The organism is Novosphingobium sp. (genome assembly GCF_027486195.1).
GTDB lineage: Bacteria > Pseudomonadota > Alphaproteobacteria > Sphingomonadales > Sphingomonadaceae > Novosphingobium.
The window spans coordinates 22862-38666 of record NZ_JAIXPP010000074.1; the positions used below are offsets into that span (position 1 = coordinate 22862).

Sequence of the window (15805 nt, forward strand, 5' to 3'; positions counted from 1 at the left end):
CTACCCCTCCACGATCCGGTAAGGCACCAGATCGCGTTGGCTGGGATCGACCGCGATGGCCTTGTCGCTTGGGGGGAAGGCGCGCTGGTCGCAGGTATCGCGCGGGCAGATGCGGCAGGAGATACCGATTCGGGTGACGGCGTCCTCGTTGGTGAGATTGAGACCGTCGGCGTAGACGAATTCGTCGGAGAGGGCGGCTTCGCAGCCGAGGACCACGGCATAGCGGCGGGGCTGGCGGTAGTAGCTGCCGCTGGGTTTCACGAGGCCCTTGGCGATCGAGACGTAGCGGATGCCATCGGGCATCTCGGCAAGCTGGACGTGGATGCGGTCCGGGATGGCGACCGCTTCGTGGACGATCCACAAGGGGCACGCGCCGCCGAAGCGGCCAAACTGGAGGCGCGTGGCGGAGTGGCGCTTGGTGATGTTGCCCGCCATGTCCACCCGCGCGAAAAACACCGGGATGCCGCGCGCCTGCGGGCGTTGCAAGGTGGAGAGGCGGTGGCAGCACTGTTCGAAGCTGGTGTGGAAGAGCTGGCGCAGGCGGTCGATATCATGGCGAAGCGTGCGCGCGGCGCTGCGGAAGCGCTCGTAGGGCATGAGCAGCGCGCCGGCGGCGTAGTTGCCGAGGCCGACAGTGAGGAGGTGGCGCGCGGCTTCTGTCTGCAGCGGCGCGGAGGCGACGATGGCCGCGATCTGATCCGAGAGGGCCAGCGCGGCGACCTGATAGGCCAGCTGGAACCGGCTCGATTCGTTGGGCTGCGCGGAATCGAGCTGGAGGTGGCGCTTTGCCGCATCGAATCGGCGCAGCGCGGCGCCGCTAGCCCATTCGATGGTCACGCCTTCACGGCGCAGCCATTGCTGCATCGTGCGGATGCGCGGACTTGCCTCGTCGCCGGCGATTTCGTGGGCCAGCGCTTCAGCATCGCGGTCGATGCGATCGACGTAATTGTTGGCGAGGTGGAACCAGTCGCGCACTTCCTCCCACGGCAGGCGGCCGCCCGCGATCTCGGAGCCACCAAGGTCTGCTCCGATCGCTTCGTCGAGCATTTCGAGGCGCTGGCGGCCCTTGGCGAAGAGGCCGTGGAGCGCGACGAAACTCTCCGCGAAGGCGGGGAACTGGCGCGCCAGCCGCTCGACCTGCTCTGCCGGGATCGTGCCGGACAGTTGCGGATCGGCCAAGGCGTCGCGTAGCGACTCCGCGAGGGCATCGGCATCGGGCGGCGCGAAATCGGCCCAATCGATCGGGAAGGCGGCGCGCAGACGCTCTGCCAGCGCGGGGGTGAGGTGGCGCTCATCGGTTTCGAGCTGTGAGAGATAGGGCGCGCTGATGCCGAGCGCAGTGGCCATCTCTGCCTGACGCAACCCGCGCCGCTGGCGCAAGGTGCGCAGGGCCTGTCCTGCAAAGATGCGGCGGTTTGCCATGGGTCTGCTTTTCCTCCCGATCCATCCCCACACCCGCTCGTGCTGAGCCTGTCGAAGCATCATGCCCAGCGGTAGCGCCAGCACCCTTCGACAGGCTCAGGGTGAGCGGGGTTGGAGAGAGGCATGGAGTTGCAAGCCTAGTTTGCAAAGTTGGGCTTTGCAACTTTGCTGAATTGCATTGGACAGGCGCGCTGCGATGCGGCATCCGCCAGCGCCTTGAACGCTTGCAGTCGAGGAATGCTCCCGCATGTCTGCCAATATCGCCGAAATGGAAAAGCGCCGCGAGGCGGCCCGCATGGGGGGCGGCCAGCGCCGCATCGATGCCCAGCACGCCAAGGGCAAGCTGACCGCGCGCGAGCGGCTCGATATCCTGCTCGACGAGGGCAGCTTCGAAGAGATCGATGCTTACGTCGAGCACAACTGCGTCGACTTTGGCATGCCCGAGCACACCATTCCGGGTGATGGTGTCGTCACCGGATCGGGCACGATCAACGGGCGGCTGGTCTATGTGTTCAGCCAGGACTTCACCGTGTTCGGCGGCGCGGTTTCAGAGCGCCACGCGATGAAGATCTGCAAGATCATGGACACGGCGCTGAAAGTGGGCGCGCCAGTGATCGGAATCAACGACAGCGGCGGCGCGCGTATTCAGGAAGGCGTCGCGAGCCTTGGCGGCTATGCCGAGATCTTCCAGCGTAACGTGCTCGCCTCAGGCGTCGTGCCGCAGCTTTCCCTCATCATGGGGCCTTGCGCGGGCGGCGCGGTCTATTCGCCCGCGATGACCGACTTCATCTTCATGGTGAAGGACAGCTCGTACATGTTCGTCACCGGCCCGGACGTGGTCAAGACGGTGACCAACGAGATCGTGACCCAGGAGGAACTGGGCGGCGCGGTGACGCATTCGACCAAGACCTCGGTGGCCGATCTCGCCTGCGAGAACGATATCGAAGCGCTGCTCATGGCGCGCGAGTTCTTCGATTACCTGCCGCTGACCAACCGCGCCGGCGTGCCCGAGCGGCCGACGGCGGATGCGTGGGACCGGCTGGAGCCGAGCCTCGACACGATCATCCCCGCCTCGGCCAACCAGCCCTATGACATGCACGAGGTGATCGCCAAGACGCTGGACGAAGGCGAGTTCTTCGAAATCCAGCCCAAGCACGCGGGCAATATCCTCTGCGGCTTCGGGCGGATCGAGGGCAAGACCGTGGGCGTGGTGGCTAACCAGCCGATGGTGCTGGCGGGCGTGCTCGATATCAATTCCTCGAAGAAGGCCGCGCGCTTCGTGCGCTTCTGCGATGCGTTCGAAATTCCGATCATCACGTTCGTCGATGTGCCGGGCTTCCTGCCGGGCACCGCGCAGGAACTGGGCGGGATCATCAAGCACGGTGCCAAGCTGCTGTTCGCTTATGCCGAGGCGACCGTGCCCAAGATCACCGTGATCACGCGCAAGGCCTATGGCGGCGCCTATGACGTGATGGCCTCCAAGCATCTGCGCGGCGATTTGAACTACGCCTGGCCGACCGCCGAAATCGCGGTGATGGGCGCAAAGGGCGCGGTGGAGATCATCTTCCGCGGGCTTTCGACCGAAGAGCAGGCGCAAAAGACCAAGGAATACGAGGACCGCTTCGCCAACCCGTTCGTGGCGGCGAGCAAGGGCTTCATCGACGAGGTGATCCACCCGCATTCGACGCGGCGGCGCATTGCGCTGGGGCTGCGCAAGCTGCGGAACAAGAGCCTCGAGAACCCCTGGAAGAAGCACGACAATATTCCGCTGTGAGCGGTGGCCTGAGGAAATTTCTACATGACTGACATCTTCATCGTTTCCGGCGCGCGCACGGCCATTGGCACGTTTGGCGGCAGCCTCGCCTCGTTCCGCCCGGCGGATCTGGGCACCATCGTGATCAAGGAGGCGATTGCCCGCGCGGGGATCAGCGCGGACAAGGTCGAGAACGTGGTAATCGGCACTGTCGTGCCGACGCAGCCGAAGGACGCCTATGTCAGCCGCGTCGCGGCGGTGAACGCGGGCGTACCCATCGAAAGCCCGGCGATGAACGTGAACCGGCTGTGCGGTTCGGGCCTGCAGGCGATTGTCTCTGCCGCGCAGGGGATTGCGCTGGGCGAGCAGCAGATCGCCGTCGGCGGGGGCTGCGAGGTCATGTCGAACGCGCCGCATATGGTGCTGACGGCGCGGAACGGGCAGAAAATGGGCGATCAGGTGATGATGGACGCCATGCTCGGCGCGCTGCACGATCCGTTCGAGAACATCCATATGGGCGTGACGGCGGAGAACGTGGCCGAGCGCCACCAGATCACGCGCGAAACGCAGGATGCGCTGGCAGTCGAAAGCCACAAGCGCGCGGCGGCGGCGACGGCGGCGGGCTACTTCAAGGAGCAGATCGTCCCGGTCGAGATCAAGACCCGCAAGGGCACGACCGTGTTCGACACTGACGAGCATTTCCGCGCCGATGCCAGCCTAGAATCGATGGCCAGCCTGCGCCCGGTGTTCAAGAAGGACGGCACAGTGACCGCCGGCAACGCCAGCGGCATCAACGACGGCGCAGGTGCGGTCGTGCTGGCGAGCGGCGAAGCGGTGGCCGAGCATGGGCTGAAGCCCATCGCCAAGATCCTTAGCTGGGGCCATGCAGGCGTGGAGCCGAATGTGATGGGTCTCGGCCCGGTGAAGGCCGTGCCGGTGGCGCTGAAGCGCGCGGGGCTGACGCTGGATCAGATCGACGTGATCGAGAGCAACGAGGCCTTCGCGGCGCAGGCCTGCGGCGTGGCGAAGGAGCTGGGCTTCGATCCGGCCAAGACCAATCCCAACGGCTCGGGCATTTCGCTCGGCCACCCCATCGGCGCGACGGGCGCGATCCTGACGATCAAGGCGGCTTACGAGCTGCAGCGCACCGGGGGCCAGTACGGCCTGATCACGATGTGCATCGGCGGCGGTCAGGGCATCGCCATGGTGATCGAGAGGGTTTGATCATGAAGCTTGGCAGGCTGAACCACATCGGCGTCGCGACGCCTTCGATTGCGGACAGCGTGGTGTTCTGGCGCGATGTGATGGGCGCGACGAAGATTCACGAGCCGTTCGACCTGCCCGAGCAGGGGGTGAAGGTGTGCTTCGTCGATACGCCCGGCGCGGATGGGGCGCTGAACGGCACGCAGATCGAGCTGATCGAGCCGCTGCCGGGCAATGCCGGGATCGCCGCCTTCCTCGCCAAGAACCCGGCGGGGGGGCAGCACCACATGTGCTACGAAGTGCCTGATATCCACGCGGCCAAGGCGGCGTTCGAGGCGCTGGGCAAGCGCGTGCTGGGCGAACCCCGCATCGGCGCGCATGGGACGCTGATCTTCTTCGTCCACCCCAAGGACATGGGCGGGGTGCTGACCGAGATCATGGAAGTGCCTGCTGGGGGGCACTGAGCTAAAAGCCCTCTCCCCTTCAGGGGGGAGGGTTGGGAGGGGGGAATGGCGCGCACGGCAAGCGCCCGAGGCCCCTCTCCAACTTCGGCTAGGCAGCAAGCTGCCAAGCCTGCGTATCCTCTCCCCGACCGGGGAGAGGGCATTGAGGATAGAGCGATGGCGAATATCGAAGACTGGCAGAAGGCGGCGGCCAAGGAGGTCAAGGGTAAGGACCTGACCTGGCAGACCCCCGAAGGCATCGCGGTCAAGCCGCTCTACACGGCAGACGATGCGCCGGTCGATCCGGGCCTGCCCGGCTTCGCGCCGTTCACGCGCGGGGTGCGCGCCTCGATGTATGCAGGGCGGCCCTGGACGATCCGGCAATATGCGGGCTTCTCCACTGCCGAGGAATCGAACGCATTCTATCGCCGCAATCTGGCGGCGGGGCAGAAGGGCCTGTCCGTCGCGTTCGATCTGGCGACGCACCGTGGCTATGACAGCGACCATCCGCGCGTCGTCGGCGATGTCGGCAAGGCGGGCGTGGCGATCGATTCGGTCGAGGACATGAAGATCCTGTTCGACGGGATTCCGCTCGATCAGATGTCCGTCTCGATGACCATGAACGGCGCGGTGATCCCCATTCTCGCGTTCTTCATCGTGGCGGGCGAGGAGCAGGGCGTGCCGCGCGCCGCGCTCGACGGGACCATCCAGAACGACATCCTCAAGGAGTTCATGGTCCGCAACACCTATATCTATCCGCCCGAGCCAAGCATGCGGATCATCTCGGACATTTTCGGCTATACCAGCCGCGAGATGCCGAAGTTCAATTCGATCTCGATCTCCGGCTATCACATGCAGGAAGCCGGCGCGACGCAGGTGCAGGAGCTGGCGTTCACCATCGCCGACGGCATGGAATACGTGAAGTACGGCGTCGCCTCGGGCCTTGATATCGACAAGTTTGCCGGGCGCCTTTCGTTCTTCTTCGCCATCGGCATGAACTTCTTCATGGAAGTGGCCAAGCTGCGCGCCGCGCGCGTGCTGTGGCACCGGGTGATGACGCAGCTGGGCGCGCAGGACGAGCGGAGCAAGATGCTGCGCACGCACTGCCAGACCTCGGGCGTGAGCTTGCAGGAGCAGGACCCCTACAACAACGTGATCCGCACCACGATCGAGGCGATGGCCGCGATGCTGGGCGGCACGCAGTCGCTCCACACCAACGCGCTCGATGAAGCCATCGCGCTGCCGACCGACTTTTCCGCGCGCATTGCCCGCAACACGCAGATCGTCATCCAGGAAGAGACCGGGATGACCAAGGTGGTCGATCCGCTGGGGGGCTCGTACTACATCGAGGCGCTGACGCAGGAACTGGTCGACAAGGCGTGGGAGATCATCGAGCGCGTGGAAAGCGAAGGCGGCATGGCCAAGGCCGTCGCGGCGGGCTGGCCCAAGGCGATGATCGAGGAAGCCGCGGCGGGTCGTCAGGCGCGGGTGGACAAGGGCGATGACGTGATCGTCGGCGTCAACAAGTACCGCCTCGCCAGCGAAGACCAGCTCGATACGCTGGAAGTCGACAACATGGCGGTGCGCGAAGGCCAGATCGCGCGGCTGAAGTGGGTGCGCGAGACGCGCGACGAAACCAAGTGCCGCGCGGCGCTCAATGCGCTGACCGAAGGCGCGAAGACCGGCGGCAACCTGCTCGAACTCGCGGTCGAAGCCGCAAGGCACCGCGCGACGCTGGGCGAGATTTCGGATGCGATGGAAATCGTGTTCGGTCGCCATGGCACGCATCCCACTCCGGTGAAGGGAGTCTACAGCGCCTATTATGCAGGCGACTCTCGCTACCAGCAGGTGCTCGACGGCGTCGAAGCCGTGACGCGCCGCTTGGGCCGTGCGCCCAGGATGCTCGTCTCGAAGATGGGCCAGGACGGGCATGATCGCGGCGCGAACGTGATCGCCTCGGCGTTCGGCGACATGGGCTTCGACGTGACCAGCAGCCCGCTGTTCCAGACGCCCGAGGAAGCCGCCAAGCTGGCGCTGGAGAACGAGGTCGATGCAGTCGGCGCGTCGTCGCTGGCGGCAGGCCACAAGACGCTGATCCCCGAACTGATCCGCCACCTGCGCGAAGCGGGCCACAGCGATATCAAGGTCGTCGCGGGCGGCGTGATCCCCCCGCAGGACTACGATTTCCTGCGCGAGGCCGGGGTGCAGGGCATCTACGGCCCGGGCACCAATGTGGTTGAGGCAGCGGCGGATATGCTCCGCCTGCTGGGTCACAATATGCCGCCTGCGGGCGAAGAACTGGCAGCGGCGGAGTAATCCCAATGTTCAAGAAAATCCTCATCGCCAACCGTGGCGAAATTGCCTGCCGTGTGATCAAGACCGCGCGCCGGATGGGTATCCAGACCGTGGCGGTTTATTCGGATGCCGATGCGCGCGCGCCGTTTGTGAAGATGGCGGATGAGGCGGTGCATATCGGGCCTTCGCCTGCCGCGCAGAGCTACTTGATCGCGGACAAGATCATCGCGGCATGCAAGCAGACCGGCGCAGAGGCGGTGCATCCGGGTTACGGGTTCCTGTCTGAACGCACGAGCTTTGCCGAAGAACTGGCCAAGAACGGCATCGCGTTCATCGGGCCGCCCGTGAATGCGATTGCCGCGATGGGTGACAAGATCGAATCGAAGAAGCTGGCAAAGGCGGCGGGGGTCAATGTCGTCCCCGGCTTCGTGGGCGAGATCGAGGATACCGAGCACGCCGTGCGTATCTCGGACGAGATCGGCTATCCGGTGATGATGAAGGCCTCGGCCGGTGGCGGCGGCAAGGGCATGCGGCTGGCGTACTCCGAAAAGGACGTGCGCGAGGGCTTCGAGGCGGTGAAGCGCGAGGGGTTGAACTCGTTCGGCGACGACCGCGTGTTCATCGAGAAGTTCATCCTGAACCCGCGCCACATCGAGATCCAGATCCTCGGCGACCAGCACGGCAACATCCTCTACCTCAACGAGCGGGAATGCTCGATCCAGCGGCGGCACCAGAAGGTGGTCGAGGAAGCGCCCTCGCCCTTCGTGACGCCGAAGATGCGGAAAGCGATGGGCGAGCAGTGCGTCGCCCTCTCCCGCGCGGTGGGCTACTATTCGGCGGGTACGGTGGAACTGATCGTCTCGGGCGCGGACCCGAGCGGCGAGAGCTTCTACTTCCTCGAAATGAACACCCGCCTGCAGGTGGAGCACCCGGTTACCGAAGCGATCACCGGCATCGACCTGGTCGAGCAGATGATCCGCGTGGCGGCGGGCGAGAAGCTGGCCTTCACGCAGGACGATATCGGCATCGACGGCTGGGCGATCGAGAACCGCGTCTATGCCGAGGATCCCTATCGCGGGTTCCTGCCCAGCACCGGGCGGCTGGTGCGCTATGATCCGCCGGTGGAAGGCTGGACCGATGACGGCGCGGCAAATGGCCGCCGCGGCGTGGACGGCGTGCGCGTGGACGACGGCGTCTATGAAGGCGGCGAGGTTTCGATGTTCTACGATCCGATGATCGCCAAGCTGGTGACATGGGGTGAAACGCGCGACGAGGCAGCAGACCGGCAGATCGAGGCGCTCGATGCCTTCGAGATCGAGGGGCTGGGCCACAATATCGATTTCGTCTCCGCGATCATGCAGCACCCGCGCTTCCGGTCGGGCGAGCTCACCACTGGCTTCATCGCCGAGGAATACCCGGACGGCTTCCACGGAGCGGCGACGTCTGACGAGACCAAGCGGTCGCTCGCGGCGCTGGCGGGGTTCCTCGCCACGGCGCGGTCGGACCGGGCGCGGCAGGTCGATGGGCAGCTGGGAGTTACGCTCGATCCGCCGTCCGAATGGGCGGTGCGGATCGGCGAGACGGATTATGCCGTGACGGTGGATGAAGAAGCGATCACCGTCGACGGCGCGGAAGTCGACCTCGCGCTCGAATACACGCCGGGCGACCGGGTGGTGATGGCCGAAGTCGCTGGCAAGCCGCTGACGGTGAAGGTTGCCATGCGCGCGGCGGGCTTCAAGCTGACGACACGCGGGGCGAGCCACGATGTGCGCGTGCTGCCCGCGCGAATCGCGCCGCTGACGAAGCACATGATCGCCAAGGTCGCGCCCGATATGTCGAAGTACCTCGTCTGCCCGATGCCCGGGCTGCTCGTGGCGCTGCATGTCGGCGTGGGCGATACGGTCGAGGCCGGACAGCCGCTCGCGGTCGTCGAGGCGATGAAGATGGAAAACATCCTGCGCGCCGAAAAATCGGGCAAGGTGAAGGCGGTGAACGCTGCGCAGGGGGAAAGCCTTGCGGTGGATGCGATCATCCTCGAAATGGAGTAGAAGCGCACCTGATGCCCTTGCTCACTTTCCTGCATGGGCAATGGGGTGAGGTTGACGTTTACGTAAGCGCCAATTATGCGCGCGCCACAAGTTCAAGAAAGGCCTGACACGATGAAAGCCCTGGTCTGCGTAAAGCGGGTGATCGACTACAACGTGAAGCCGCGCGTGAAGGCGGATGGCACGGGTGTCGACCTTGCCAACGTCAAGATGAGCATGAACCCGTTCGACGAGATCGCGGTCGAGGAAGCCATTCGCCTCAAGGAAAAGGGCGTGGTCACCGAGATCGTGGCGGTTTCGGTCGGCCCGGCCAAGGCGCAGGAAACGCTGCGCACCGCGCTCGCCATGGGTGCGGACCGCGCGATCCTCGTGGTCAGCGAAACCGAAGTCGAGCCGCTGGCGGTGGCCAAGATCATCAAGGCGATTGCCGACGAGGAACAGCCGGGCCTGATCATCACCGGCAAGCAGGCGATCGATGACGACGCCAACCAGGTTGGCCAGATGGTCGCCGCGCTGCTCGGCCGTCCGCAGGGCACGTTTGCCAACGAAGTTGCGGTCGAGGGTGACAGCATCGTCGTGAAGCGTGAGATCGACGGCGGTCTGGAGACGGTGAAGCTGGCGCTGCCCGCGATCGTCACCACCGACCTGCGCCTCAACGAGCCGCGCTACGCCTCGCTGCCGAACATCATGAAGGCGAAGTCGAAGCCGCTCGCGAGCAAGACGCCGGAAGATTACGGCGTCGATATCGCGCCGCGTCTCAAGACGCTCAAGGTCACCGAACCGCCGGTGCGCAGCGCGGGCATCAAGGTGCCTGACGTCGATGCGCTGGTTGCCAAGCTCAAGGAAATGGGAGTCGCCTGATGTCCAAGACACTCGTTTGGGTCGAACACGACAACGCCTCGGTCAAGGACGCCACGCTCGCCGTCGTCACCGCTGCCGCACAGATCGGTGAAGTCACTGCGCTGGTCGCTGGTTCGGGCTGTGATGCCGCGGCCGCCGCTGCCGCGCAGATCGCCGGTGTGAGCAAGGTGCTCAAGGCCGATGACGCGGCTTATGCCCATGCGCTCGCCGAAAACGTCGCACCTCTCGTCGCTGGCCTGATGGCCGATTACGACGTGTTCGTCGCGCCCGCCACGACCACCGGCAAGAACATCGCACCGCGTGTCGCCGCGCTTCTCGATGTGATGCAGGTCTCCGACATCCTTTCGGTCGAAGGCCCCAAGACCTTCACCCGCCCGATCTACGCCGGCAACGCCATCGCGACGGTCGAATCGACCGATGCCAAGCTGGTTGTCACCGTGCGCGGCACGGCCTTTGCCAAGGCGGACGCCACTGGCGGTTCGGCGGCTGTGGAAGCCGTTGGTGCCGCGGGCGATGCCGGCACGTCGAGCTTCCTCGGCTCGGAAATCGCCAAGAGCGAGCGTCCGGAACTGACCTCGGCCAAGATCATCGTCTCGGGTGGCCGCGCGCTGAAGGACGCGGAAACCTTCCAGAGTGTGATCATCCCGCTGGCCGACAAGCTCGGCGCCGGTGTGGGCGCATCGCGCGCGGCGGTGGACGCAGGCTATGTGCCCAACGACTACCAGGTCGGCCAGACCGGCAAGATCGTGGCGCCGGAAGTCTACATCGCGGTCGGCATCTCGGGCGCGATCCAGCATCTGGCTGGCATGAAGGATTCGAAGACCATCATCGCCATCAACAAGGACGAGGACGCCCCGATCTTCCAGGTCGCGGACATTGGCCTCGTCGGCGATCTGTTCACGCTGGTGCCGGAACTGACCGGCAAGCTCTGAGCAGACGGTTTGCGTTGAGTACAAGAAGGCCCTGCTCCGGCGGGGCCTTTTTCGTTTTCAGGCCGGTGAGAGCGCCAGCGATAGGCACCAGCTGAATTCATCCACCACATACTCCGCGAAGGCTCCGCATTCCTGGAAGCCATACTTCCGGTACAGCGCCACCGCAGGTGCAAAGGCCTCGGTTCGCCCTGTCTCCAAACTCACGCGCGAATAGCCGCGTGCCCTCGCCACTCCGAGCAGATGCACCAGCATCGCCTCACCCACGCCCTTCCCCCGCCATTCCGGCGCGGCGCGCATTGATTTGAGTTCGCCGTGGGTTTCGTCGAGATGCTTGATCGCACCCATGGCCGCGAGCGTGCCGTGGATGCGGGCGGTGTAGAAGGTGACGCCGGGCTGGCGCAGCTTGTCGAGCGGCAAGGCGTGGACTTTGCAGGCGGGGCTTTCGGCGTGCATCCCGCCGAGGTGGTAGGCCACCAGCGCCTGTACGTCCGCGCCCGAGAGGTCGTCTTCGGTGATCTCCAGACCTTCGATCATGCGCCCCCCGCTGGCCTTGCCGGTCTGATCTGCTATCGCGCTGGGCATGACTGATACAAGCAAAACTGAGGCTGGCAAAAGCCACTGGGCCATCGCCATTCATGGCGGGGCCGGAGCGATGACGCCCGAGACGATGGATGCCGCAGGCGTCGCCGCGCACGAAGCGGCGCTGGGCGTGGCGCTCGATGCCGGGCGCGATGTGCTCGCCTCCGGTGGCACCGCGCTGGATGCGGTCTGCGCGGCGGTTTCGGCGCTGGAGGATGATCCGCACTTCAACGCGGGTCGCGGGGCGGTGTTCACATACCACGGCACCAACGAGCTTGATGCTGCAGTGATGGAGGGCGCTACGCGGGGCGCGGGCGCAGTCTGCGGGGTGACGCATACGCGCAATCCGGTGCAGCTGGCGCGCGCGGTTATGGATAAGAGCCCGCACGTGTTTCTGAGCGGCGCGGGGGCCGAAGAGTTTGCGCGCGAGCAGGGCGTGCCGCAGGTCGATCCGGACTGGTTCGCCACCGAGGCGCGCTGGCAGCAGTTGCAGGAGCTCAAGGCGAAGAAGCTCGGCTGGTTCGATGCGGGGCTCAAGTACGGCACGGTGGGCGCGGTGGCGGTGGACGCGAGCGGGCATGTCGCGGCGGCGACTTCGACCGGCGGCCTCACTGGCAAGCGCTGGGGGCGGATCGGGGATTCGCCGCTCATCGGTGCAGGGACCTATGCCGATGACCGGGCGGCCGCAATCAGCTGCACCGGTTCGGGCGAACAGTTCATCCGCGCAGCCGTGGCGCACGAGATTTGCGCGCGGATGCGGCTCGGCGGCGAAGGTCCGCAGGCGGCGACCGAGGCCGTGCTCGGCGAAGTTGGCGCGATGGGCGGGGTTGGCGGCGTGATCTATGCCACGCCGGGCGGCGAGACCGGGTTTGCTTTCACCACGCCGGGCATGTTTCGCGGGCGGGCCGATAGCGCGGGCCTGCGCGAATTGGGCATCTTCGGCGGAGAGTAGGTCCTAGGCGGCGTACTTGTCCGCCTTGCGGCGGCCAAGGCGCAGGCCCTGCTCCAGCTGGGCGCGGAGCTGGATATAGTAGGATTCGAGGAAGACCCGTTCGGCGCGGTAGGGGTAGGGGCGTCCGATCTTGCGGCTGATCGCATCGGCGACATCGTCGAGCGCCGAACCCTTGTCCTCGCGCAGCACCCGTTCGAGCGTCTGGAGTTCGTACTCGCCATAGACCGCGAGTTCTGCGGAGGTGAACGTGAACGCCTGATCGGCGGCCGCGGCCGGTGCGCTGACCGAGAGTGCCTGGCCCAGCTTGCGGTTCTGCGCCTCGACCACCCAGGTGCCGGCGATCACATCGCCGCAGCGCAGGGAATCGCGGTTGAAGAACGGGAACAGCAGGAAGATCGCGCACCAGATGGCGCCCGCCCAGCCGGCGACGTCGGTATCGCTGCCCGACGCGATGGCGCTGCTGATAAACACGATCGGCATGAACAGCTCGATATCGCGCACGATATTGCGGGCGATTACGGCTTCAGTGGTCAGCCGCTCGGTGCCGCGGGCGGCGATGCGGATACCGGTCACGCGCTTGCCCGGCGTCGCGCCGCGCGGGCCGAGTTCGAAGAACAGGAACCAGGCATTGCGGAACAGGAACATCGCGATGATCCACACGATCGCCAGCGCCTGCACGGCGCGCGATTTGGGGCCATCCGCGTCGACTTCGCCGATCTTGATGCCGACGCCGCCAGCAATCCAGATCAGCGTAAGCGTGGTGACGGTCATCGCGGTGACGATCAGGATGAGATCGATGAACAGCGCTGCGGCCCGCGAACCGCGCGAGGCGAGCACGAGAGGGAGCGCAACGCCTTCGGGCGTTATCACCGTGCGATTGCGGTTGCGGGGCTGGCGGCGCGCCATCAGGCCGATTTCCCCGCGCCGCGCCAGACGAAGAAATAGACAGTCCAGAGCACCAGCATGAAAGTGCCGACGATGAGGCGGCCGGCGGTGTTGTCGATCAGTTGGCGGGCGAAACCCTCGAGCAGGCCCGCGACGATCAGCATCAGGACCACGCCGACCATGACCTGTGCGCTGCGCCGCCCGGCGGCAGCGGCGGCATCGAGCACGGACGCTTCGCCGGGAAAGGCCATCGCGCGGCCGATATGAAGCCCCGCCGCACCGGCCAGCAGGATCGCGTAGAGCTCGGTCGTCCCATGGACCGAAAGCCAGCCGATGATTTCCAGAGTCAGGCCCTGCCCGTGATAGAGCCAGAGCAGCGCGCCCAGCATCGTGGTGTTCTGGATCAGCAGCAGCGCGGAGGGCAGGCCGAACGCGAAGCCAAGCGCGAAGGCGAGGATCGCGACTTGTGCGTTGTTGGAAAACAGCGCAGCGGCAAACACGGCGAGGCCGTGCTGGTCCTGCTGGCCGAACAAGGTGCGCAGGAGCACCGCACGGCTCGCGCCCGGGACGCGGGCATCGGCCATGCCGCCGGGGATCAGCGCGTAGTACCAATCGGGATCGCTGGCGACGAGCAGCCAGCCGACGATCGTGCCGGCCACCATCAGCGCCAGCGCGATCAGGATCTCGCTGCGCAGCGCGCGTACGCTGGCCCCCCAGCCGCCGCCGAAGAAGCGCAGCAGCCAATCGCCCAGCCCTGCGCGCGGGCCATAGACGATGAACCACGCGCGGCGGGTCAACCCTTCAAGCCAGAGCAGCGTTTCGGCATCGAGTGAGGTTTCGCGCGCAACGGCGAGGCTGGAGACGGCGGTGCGATAGAGCGCGGGGAGCGCGAGGAGGTCTTCATCCGAGACACCGCGCAGCCGCCCGCGCTCGATGCGCGAGACGATGGCTTCGAGCCGCTTCCATTCGCCCTCGCGCTCGAGCCGGAAGCGGTCCGAGCGCAGCGCGGCGCTTGTCGCGGCAGCGATGTCCGCGCTGGCGGCGGGACTGAACCAGCCACCGAGCCTGCCGAGGAGAGAGGCGTTTGCGGGCTCGTTCATCCGAGGCTCCCCGCGCGCTTTACCGCGAGATAGGCATCGAGCAGGCGATTGCCGATATGCTGGTGGGGCGCTTCGACCACGAGAATGCCCGCACGGCGCAGGCGCTGGAGCACTAGCGTGCGCTGGTGCTGCAAGGTGGTGGCGGTGACGGCCATTGCCGCATCCTGCGCGCTGCGGACCGGCGCACTGACAAACTCGGCCAGTTCGGCATCGGCCATGACAACGAAGATGACACGGTGTCGCTCGACCAGACGGCGCATCGATTCGATCATGAGTTCGGCGCTGGTGGGATCGGTGAATTCGGAGAAAACCACGATCAGGGAGCGCCGCCGCAGCCGCGCGGCGAGCGTGGAGAGCGCGAGGGTGAAGTTGGGCTGCTCGGCGCTGTAGTCGAGCGCGGCAGCGGCTTCCTGCAGGCGGGCAAAATCGCGCGGGGCAGTGACGAAGGGGCTGAGGACCTGCGGCCGCTGGGCAAAGCCATAGACCGCGACCCGATCCTGCGCGCCCAACGCGATCCATGCGGTGGTGAGCGCGGCGGTGACGGCGCGGTCGATACGGGGAAGGCCGGCGATGGGTTCGCACATCGTTTGCCCGCAATCGAAGGCGAAGACGATCTGGTTGTTGCGCTCGGTCTCATACTCCTTGGCGAAGAGCCGGGCGTGGCGCGCGGAAGACTTCCAGTCGATGCGGCGGCGGTCCATGCCCGCCTCATATTCGGCGAGCGCCTCGAACTCGGTGCCCTCACCCCGGATGCGACGAGCAACCATGCCGAACTGGGCATCGCGCAGAAACAGTTGCAGCGCAGGGCTGCGCACCGGGGCGATATTGGGGCGGATGCGGATCGCGGCATCAAGTTCGCGGCGGACCTGGCGCGAGGCGAGGCCGAGCGGGCCATCCCAGCGCAGCCACACCGCGTCGACTCGCCCGGTGCCGCGCCGGGTGGGTGTGGTTTCGATCTCGGCGCTCCACACGCCGCCGTCACGCCGGAGCGGCGCCACCAGCCGTCCACCGGGGGCAAGCCGAGGGTCGAGCGCCAGCGCGGCCATCGGCGCGGCGCGCGGCACATCGATGCGAAAATCGGCGAGCACGGTGAGGCGCAGCGGTTCGCCCACTTCGCCATCCTGCGGCACGATAACACGCAGGTCCACTAGCGCAGGAGCCAGCAAGGCATCGAGTAGGACCATCACGAGCAGCGCGCCGCCAAGCGCGGGCGCGGCGATCCATGCCTGCGGCGCGGCGGCGGCGAGCACCACGGCCAGCGGCGCCGCGAGCGCAAGCAGCACCGCCGTGCGCGCCGAAGGGTAGAATACCGGGAAGGGCCAGCGCAGCGCCAAG

The 15805-nt window shown here is 66.2% G+C and carries 13 protein-coding genes; 8 read left to right on the forward strand and 5 right to left on the reverse strand.

The features are described 5' to 3' along the window. A complete protein-coding gene (locus Q0071_RS14335) occupies positions 1–1422 on the reverse strand; it encodes a short-chain fatty acyl-CoA regulator family protein (RefSeq protein ID WP_298170774.1) in 1422 nt (473 codons plus the stop codon). Positions 1423–1669: 247 nt separating this feature from the next. Between Q0071_RS14335 and Q0071_RS14340 the strand changes: the two genes are divergently transcribed. From Q0071_RS14340 to Q0071_RS14370, 7 genes are all read left to right on the forward strand, one after another. Continuing rightward, positions 1670–3196, forward strand: coding sequence for an acyl-CoA carboxylase subunit beta (locus Q0071_RS14340; RefSeq protein WP_298170778.1), 1527 nt, complete (start codon positions 1670–1672; stop codon positions 3194–3196). 24 nt (positions 3197–3220) lie between these two features. Beyond that, positions 3221–4399: an acetyl-CoA C-acyltransferase family protein gene (locus Q0071_RS14345; RefSeq protein WP_298170781.1), complete on the forward strand. Its 1179-nt coding sequence runs from the start codon at positions 3221–3223 to the stop codon at positions 4397–4399. Between the two features lie 2 nt (positions 4400–4401). Next, positions 4402–4842 (forward strand): methylmalonyl-CoA epimerase, encoded by a 441-nt coding sequence (gene mce, locus Q0071_RS14350; RefSeq protein WP_298170784.1) that lies wholly within the window; start codon positions 4402–4404, stop codon positions 4840–4842. 156 nt (positions 4843–4998) lie between these two features. After that, positions 4999–7137, forward strand: a complete 2139-nt coding sequence (gene scpA, locus Q0071_RS14355; RefSeq protein WP_298170787.1) for a methylmalonyl-CoA mutase — start codon at positions 4999–5001, stop codon at positions 7135–7137. 5 nt (positions 7138–7142) lie between these two features. Continuing rightward, on the forward strand, positions 7143–9164 hold the full coding sequence (locus Q0071_RS14360) for an acetyl/propionyl/methylcrotonyl-CoA carboxylase subunit alpha (protein ID WP_298170790.1): 2022 nt from the start codon (positions 7143–7145) through the stop codon (positions 9162–9164). A 111-nt stretch (positions 9165–9275) separates the two neighbouring features. After that, on the forward strand, positions 9276–10022 hold the full coding sequence (locus tag Q0071_RS14365) for an electron transfer flavoprotein subunit beta/FixA family protein (protein WP_298170793.1): 747 nt from the start codon (positions 9276–9278) through the stop codon (positions 10020–10022). Next, positions 10022–10954 carry an electron transfer flavoprotein subunit alpha/FixB family protein gene (locus Q0071_RS14370; RefSeq protein ID WP_298170795.1) on the forward strand — a complete coding sequence of 311 codons (933 nt, stop codon included), beginning with the start codon at positions 10022–10024 and terminating at the stop codon, positions 10952–10954. The genes Q0071_RS14365 and Q0071_RS14370 overlap by 1 nt, the downstream gene beginning before the upstream one ends. 57 nt (positions 10955–11011) lie before the next feature. Here the strand turns inward: Q0071_RS14370 and Q0071_RS14375 are convergent, their stop codons facing one another. Then, positions 11012–11488 (reverse strand): GNAT family N-acetyltransferase, encoded by a 477-nt coding sequence (locus Q0071_RS14375; protein WP_298170798.1) that lies wholly within the window; start codon positions 11486–11488, stop codon positions 11012–11014. A 46-nt stretch (positions 11489–11534) separates the two neighbouring features. Here Q0071_RS14375 and Q0071_RS14380 point away from each other — a divergent pair, with 46 nt between their 5' ends. Next, positions 11535–12485, forward strand: coding sequence for an isoaspartyl peptidase/L-asparaginase family protein (locus Q0071_RS14380; RefSeq protein WP_298170801.1), 951 nt, complete (start codon positions 11535–11537; stop codon positions 12483–12485). 3 nt (positions 12486–12488) lie between these two features. Here Q0071_RS14380 and Q0071_RS14385 read toward each other — a convergent pair whose 3' ends face one another. From Q0071_RS14385 to Q0071_RS14395, 3 genes are read right to left on the reverse strand one after another with little or no spacing between them, the layout of a single operon-like run. Beyond that, a complete protein-coding gene (locus tag Q0071_RS14385; protein ID WP_298170804.1) occupies positions 12489–13391 on the reverse strand; it encodes an RDD family protein in 903 nt (300 codons plus the stop codon). Further along, positions 13391–14470, reverse strand: coding sequence for a stage II sporulation protein M (locus Q0071_RS14390; protein ID WP_298170807.1), 1080 nt, complete (start codon positions 14468–14470; stop codon positions 13391–13393). Before Q0071_RS14390 ends, Q0071_RS14385 begins: the two co-directional genes overlap by 1 nt. Further along, on the reverse strand, positions 14467–15804 hold the full coding sequence (locus Q0071_RS14395; RefSeq protein ID WP_298170812.1) for a DUF58 domain-containing protein: 1338 nt from the start codon (positions 15802–15804) through the stop codon (positions 14467–14469). Before Q0071_RS14395 ends, Q0071_RS14390 begins: the two co-directional genes overlap by 4 nt. Position 15805: the final 1 nt, after the last annotated feature.

Excerpts from the sequence above, each read along its gene's own strand:
- Q0071_RS14335 (WP_298170774.1), bottom strand. The coding sequence starts at position 1,422 with ATGGCAAACCGCCGCATCTTTGCAGGACAGGCCCTGCGCACCTTGCGC.
- Q0071_RS14340 (WP_298170778.1), top strand. The coding sequence starts at position 1,670 with ATGTCTGCCAATATCGCCGAAATGGAAAAGCGCCGCGAGGCGGCCCGC.
- Q0071_RS14345 (WP_298170781.1), top strand. The coding sequence starts at position 3,221 with ATGACTGACATCTTCATCGTTTCCGGCGCGCGCACGGCCATTGGCACG.
- mce (WP_298170784.1), top strand. The coding sequence starts at position 4,402 with ATGAAGCTTGGCAGGCTGAACCACATCGGCGTCGCGACGCCTTCGATT.
- scpA (WP_298170787.1), top strand. The coding sequence starts at position 4,999 with ATGGCGAATATCGAAGACTGGCAGAAGGCGGCGGCCAAGGAGGTCAAG.
- Q0071_RS14360 (WP_298170790.1), top strand. The coding sequence starts at position 7,143 with ATGTTCAAGAAAATCCTCATCGCCAACCGTGGCGAAATTGCCTGCCGT.
- Q0071_RS14365 (WP_298170793.1), top strand. The coding sequence starts at position 9,276 with ATGAAAGCCCTGGTCTGCGTAAAGCGGGTGATCGACTACAACGTGAAG.
- Q0071_RS14370 (WP_298170795.1), top strand. The coding sequence starts at position 10,022 with ATGTCCAAGACACTCGTTTGGGTCGAACACGACAACGCCTCGGTCAAG.
- Q0071_RS14375 (WP_298170798.1), bottom strand. The coding sequence starts at position 11,488 with ATGATCGAAGGTCTGGAGATCACCGAAGACGACCTCTCGGGCGCGGAC.
- Q0071_RS14380 (WP_298170801.1), top strand. The coding sequence starts at position 11,535 with ATGACTGATACAAGCAAAACTGAGGCTGGCAAAAGCCACTGGGCCATC.
- Q0071_RS14385 (WP_298170804.1), bottom strand. The coding sequence starts at position 13,391 with ATGGCGCGCCGCCAGCCCCGCAACCGCAATCGCACGGTGATAACGCCC.
- Q0071_RS14390 (WP_298170807.1), bottom strand. The coding sequence starts at position 14,470 with ATGAACGAGCCCGCAAACGCCTCTCTCCTCGGCAGGCTCGGTGGCTGG.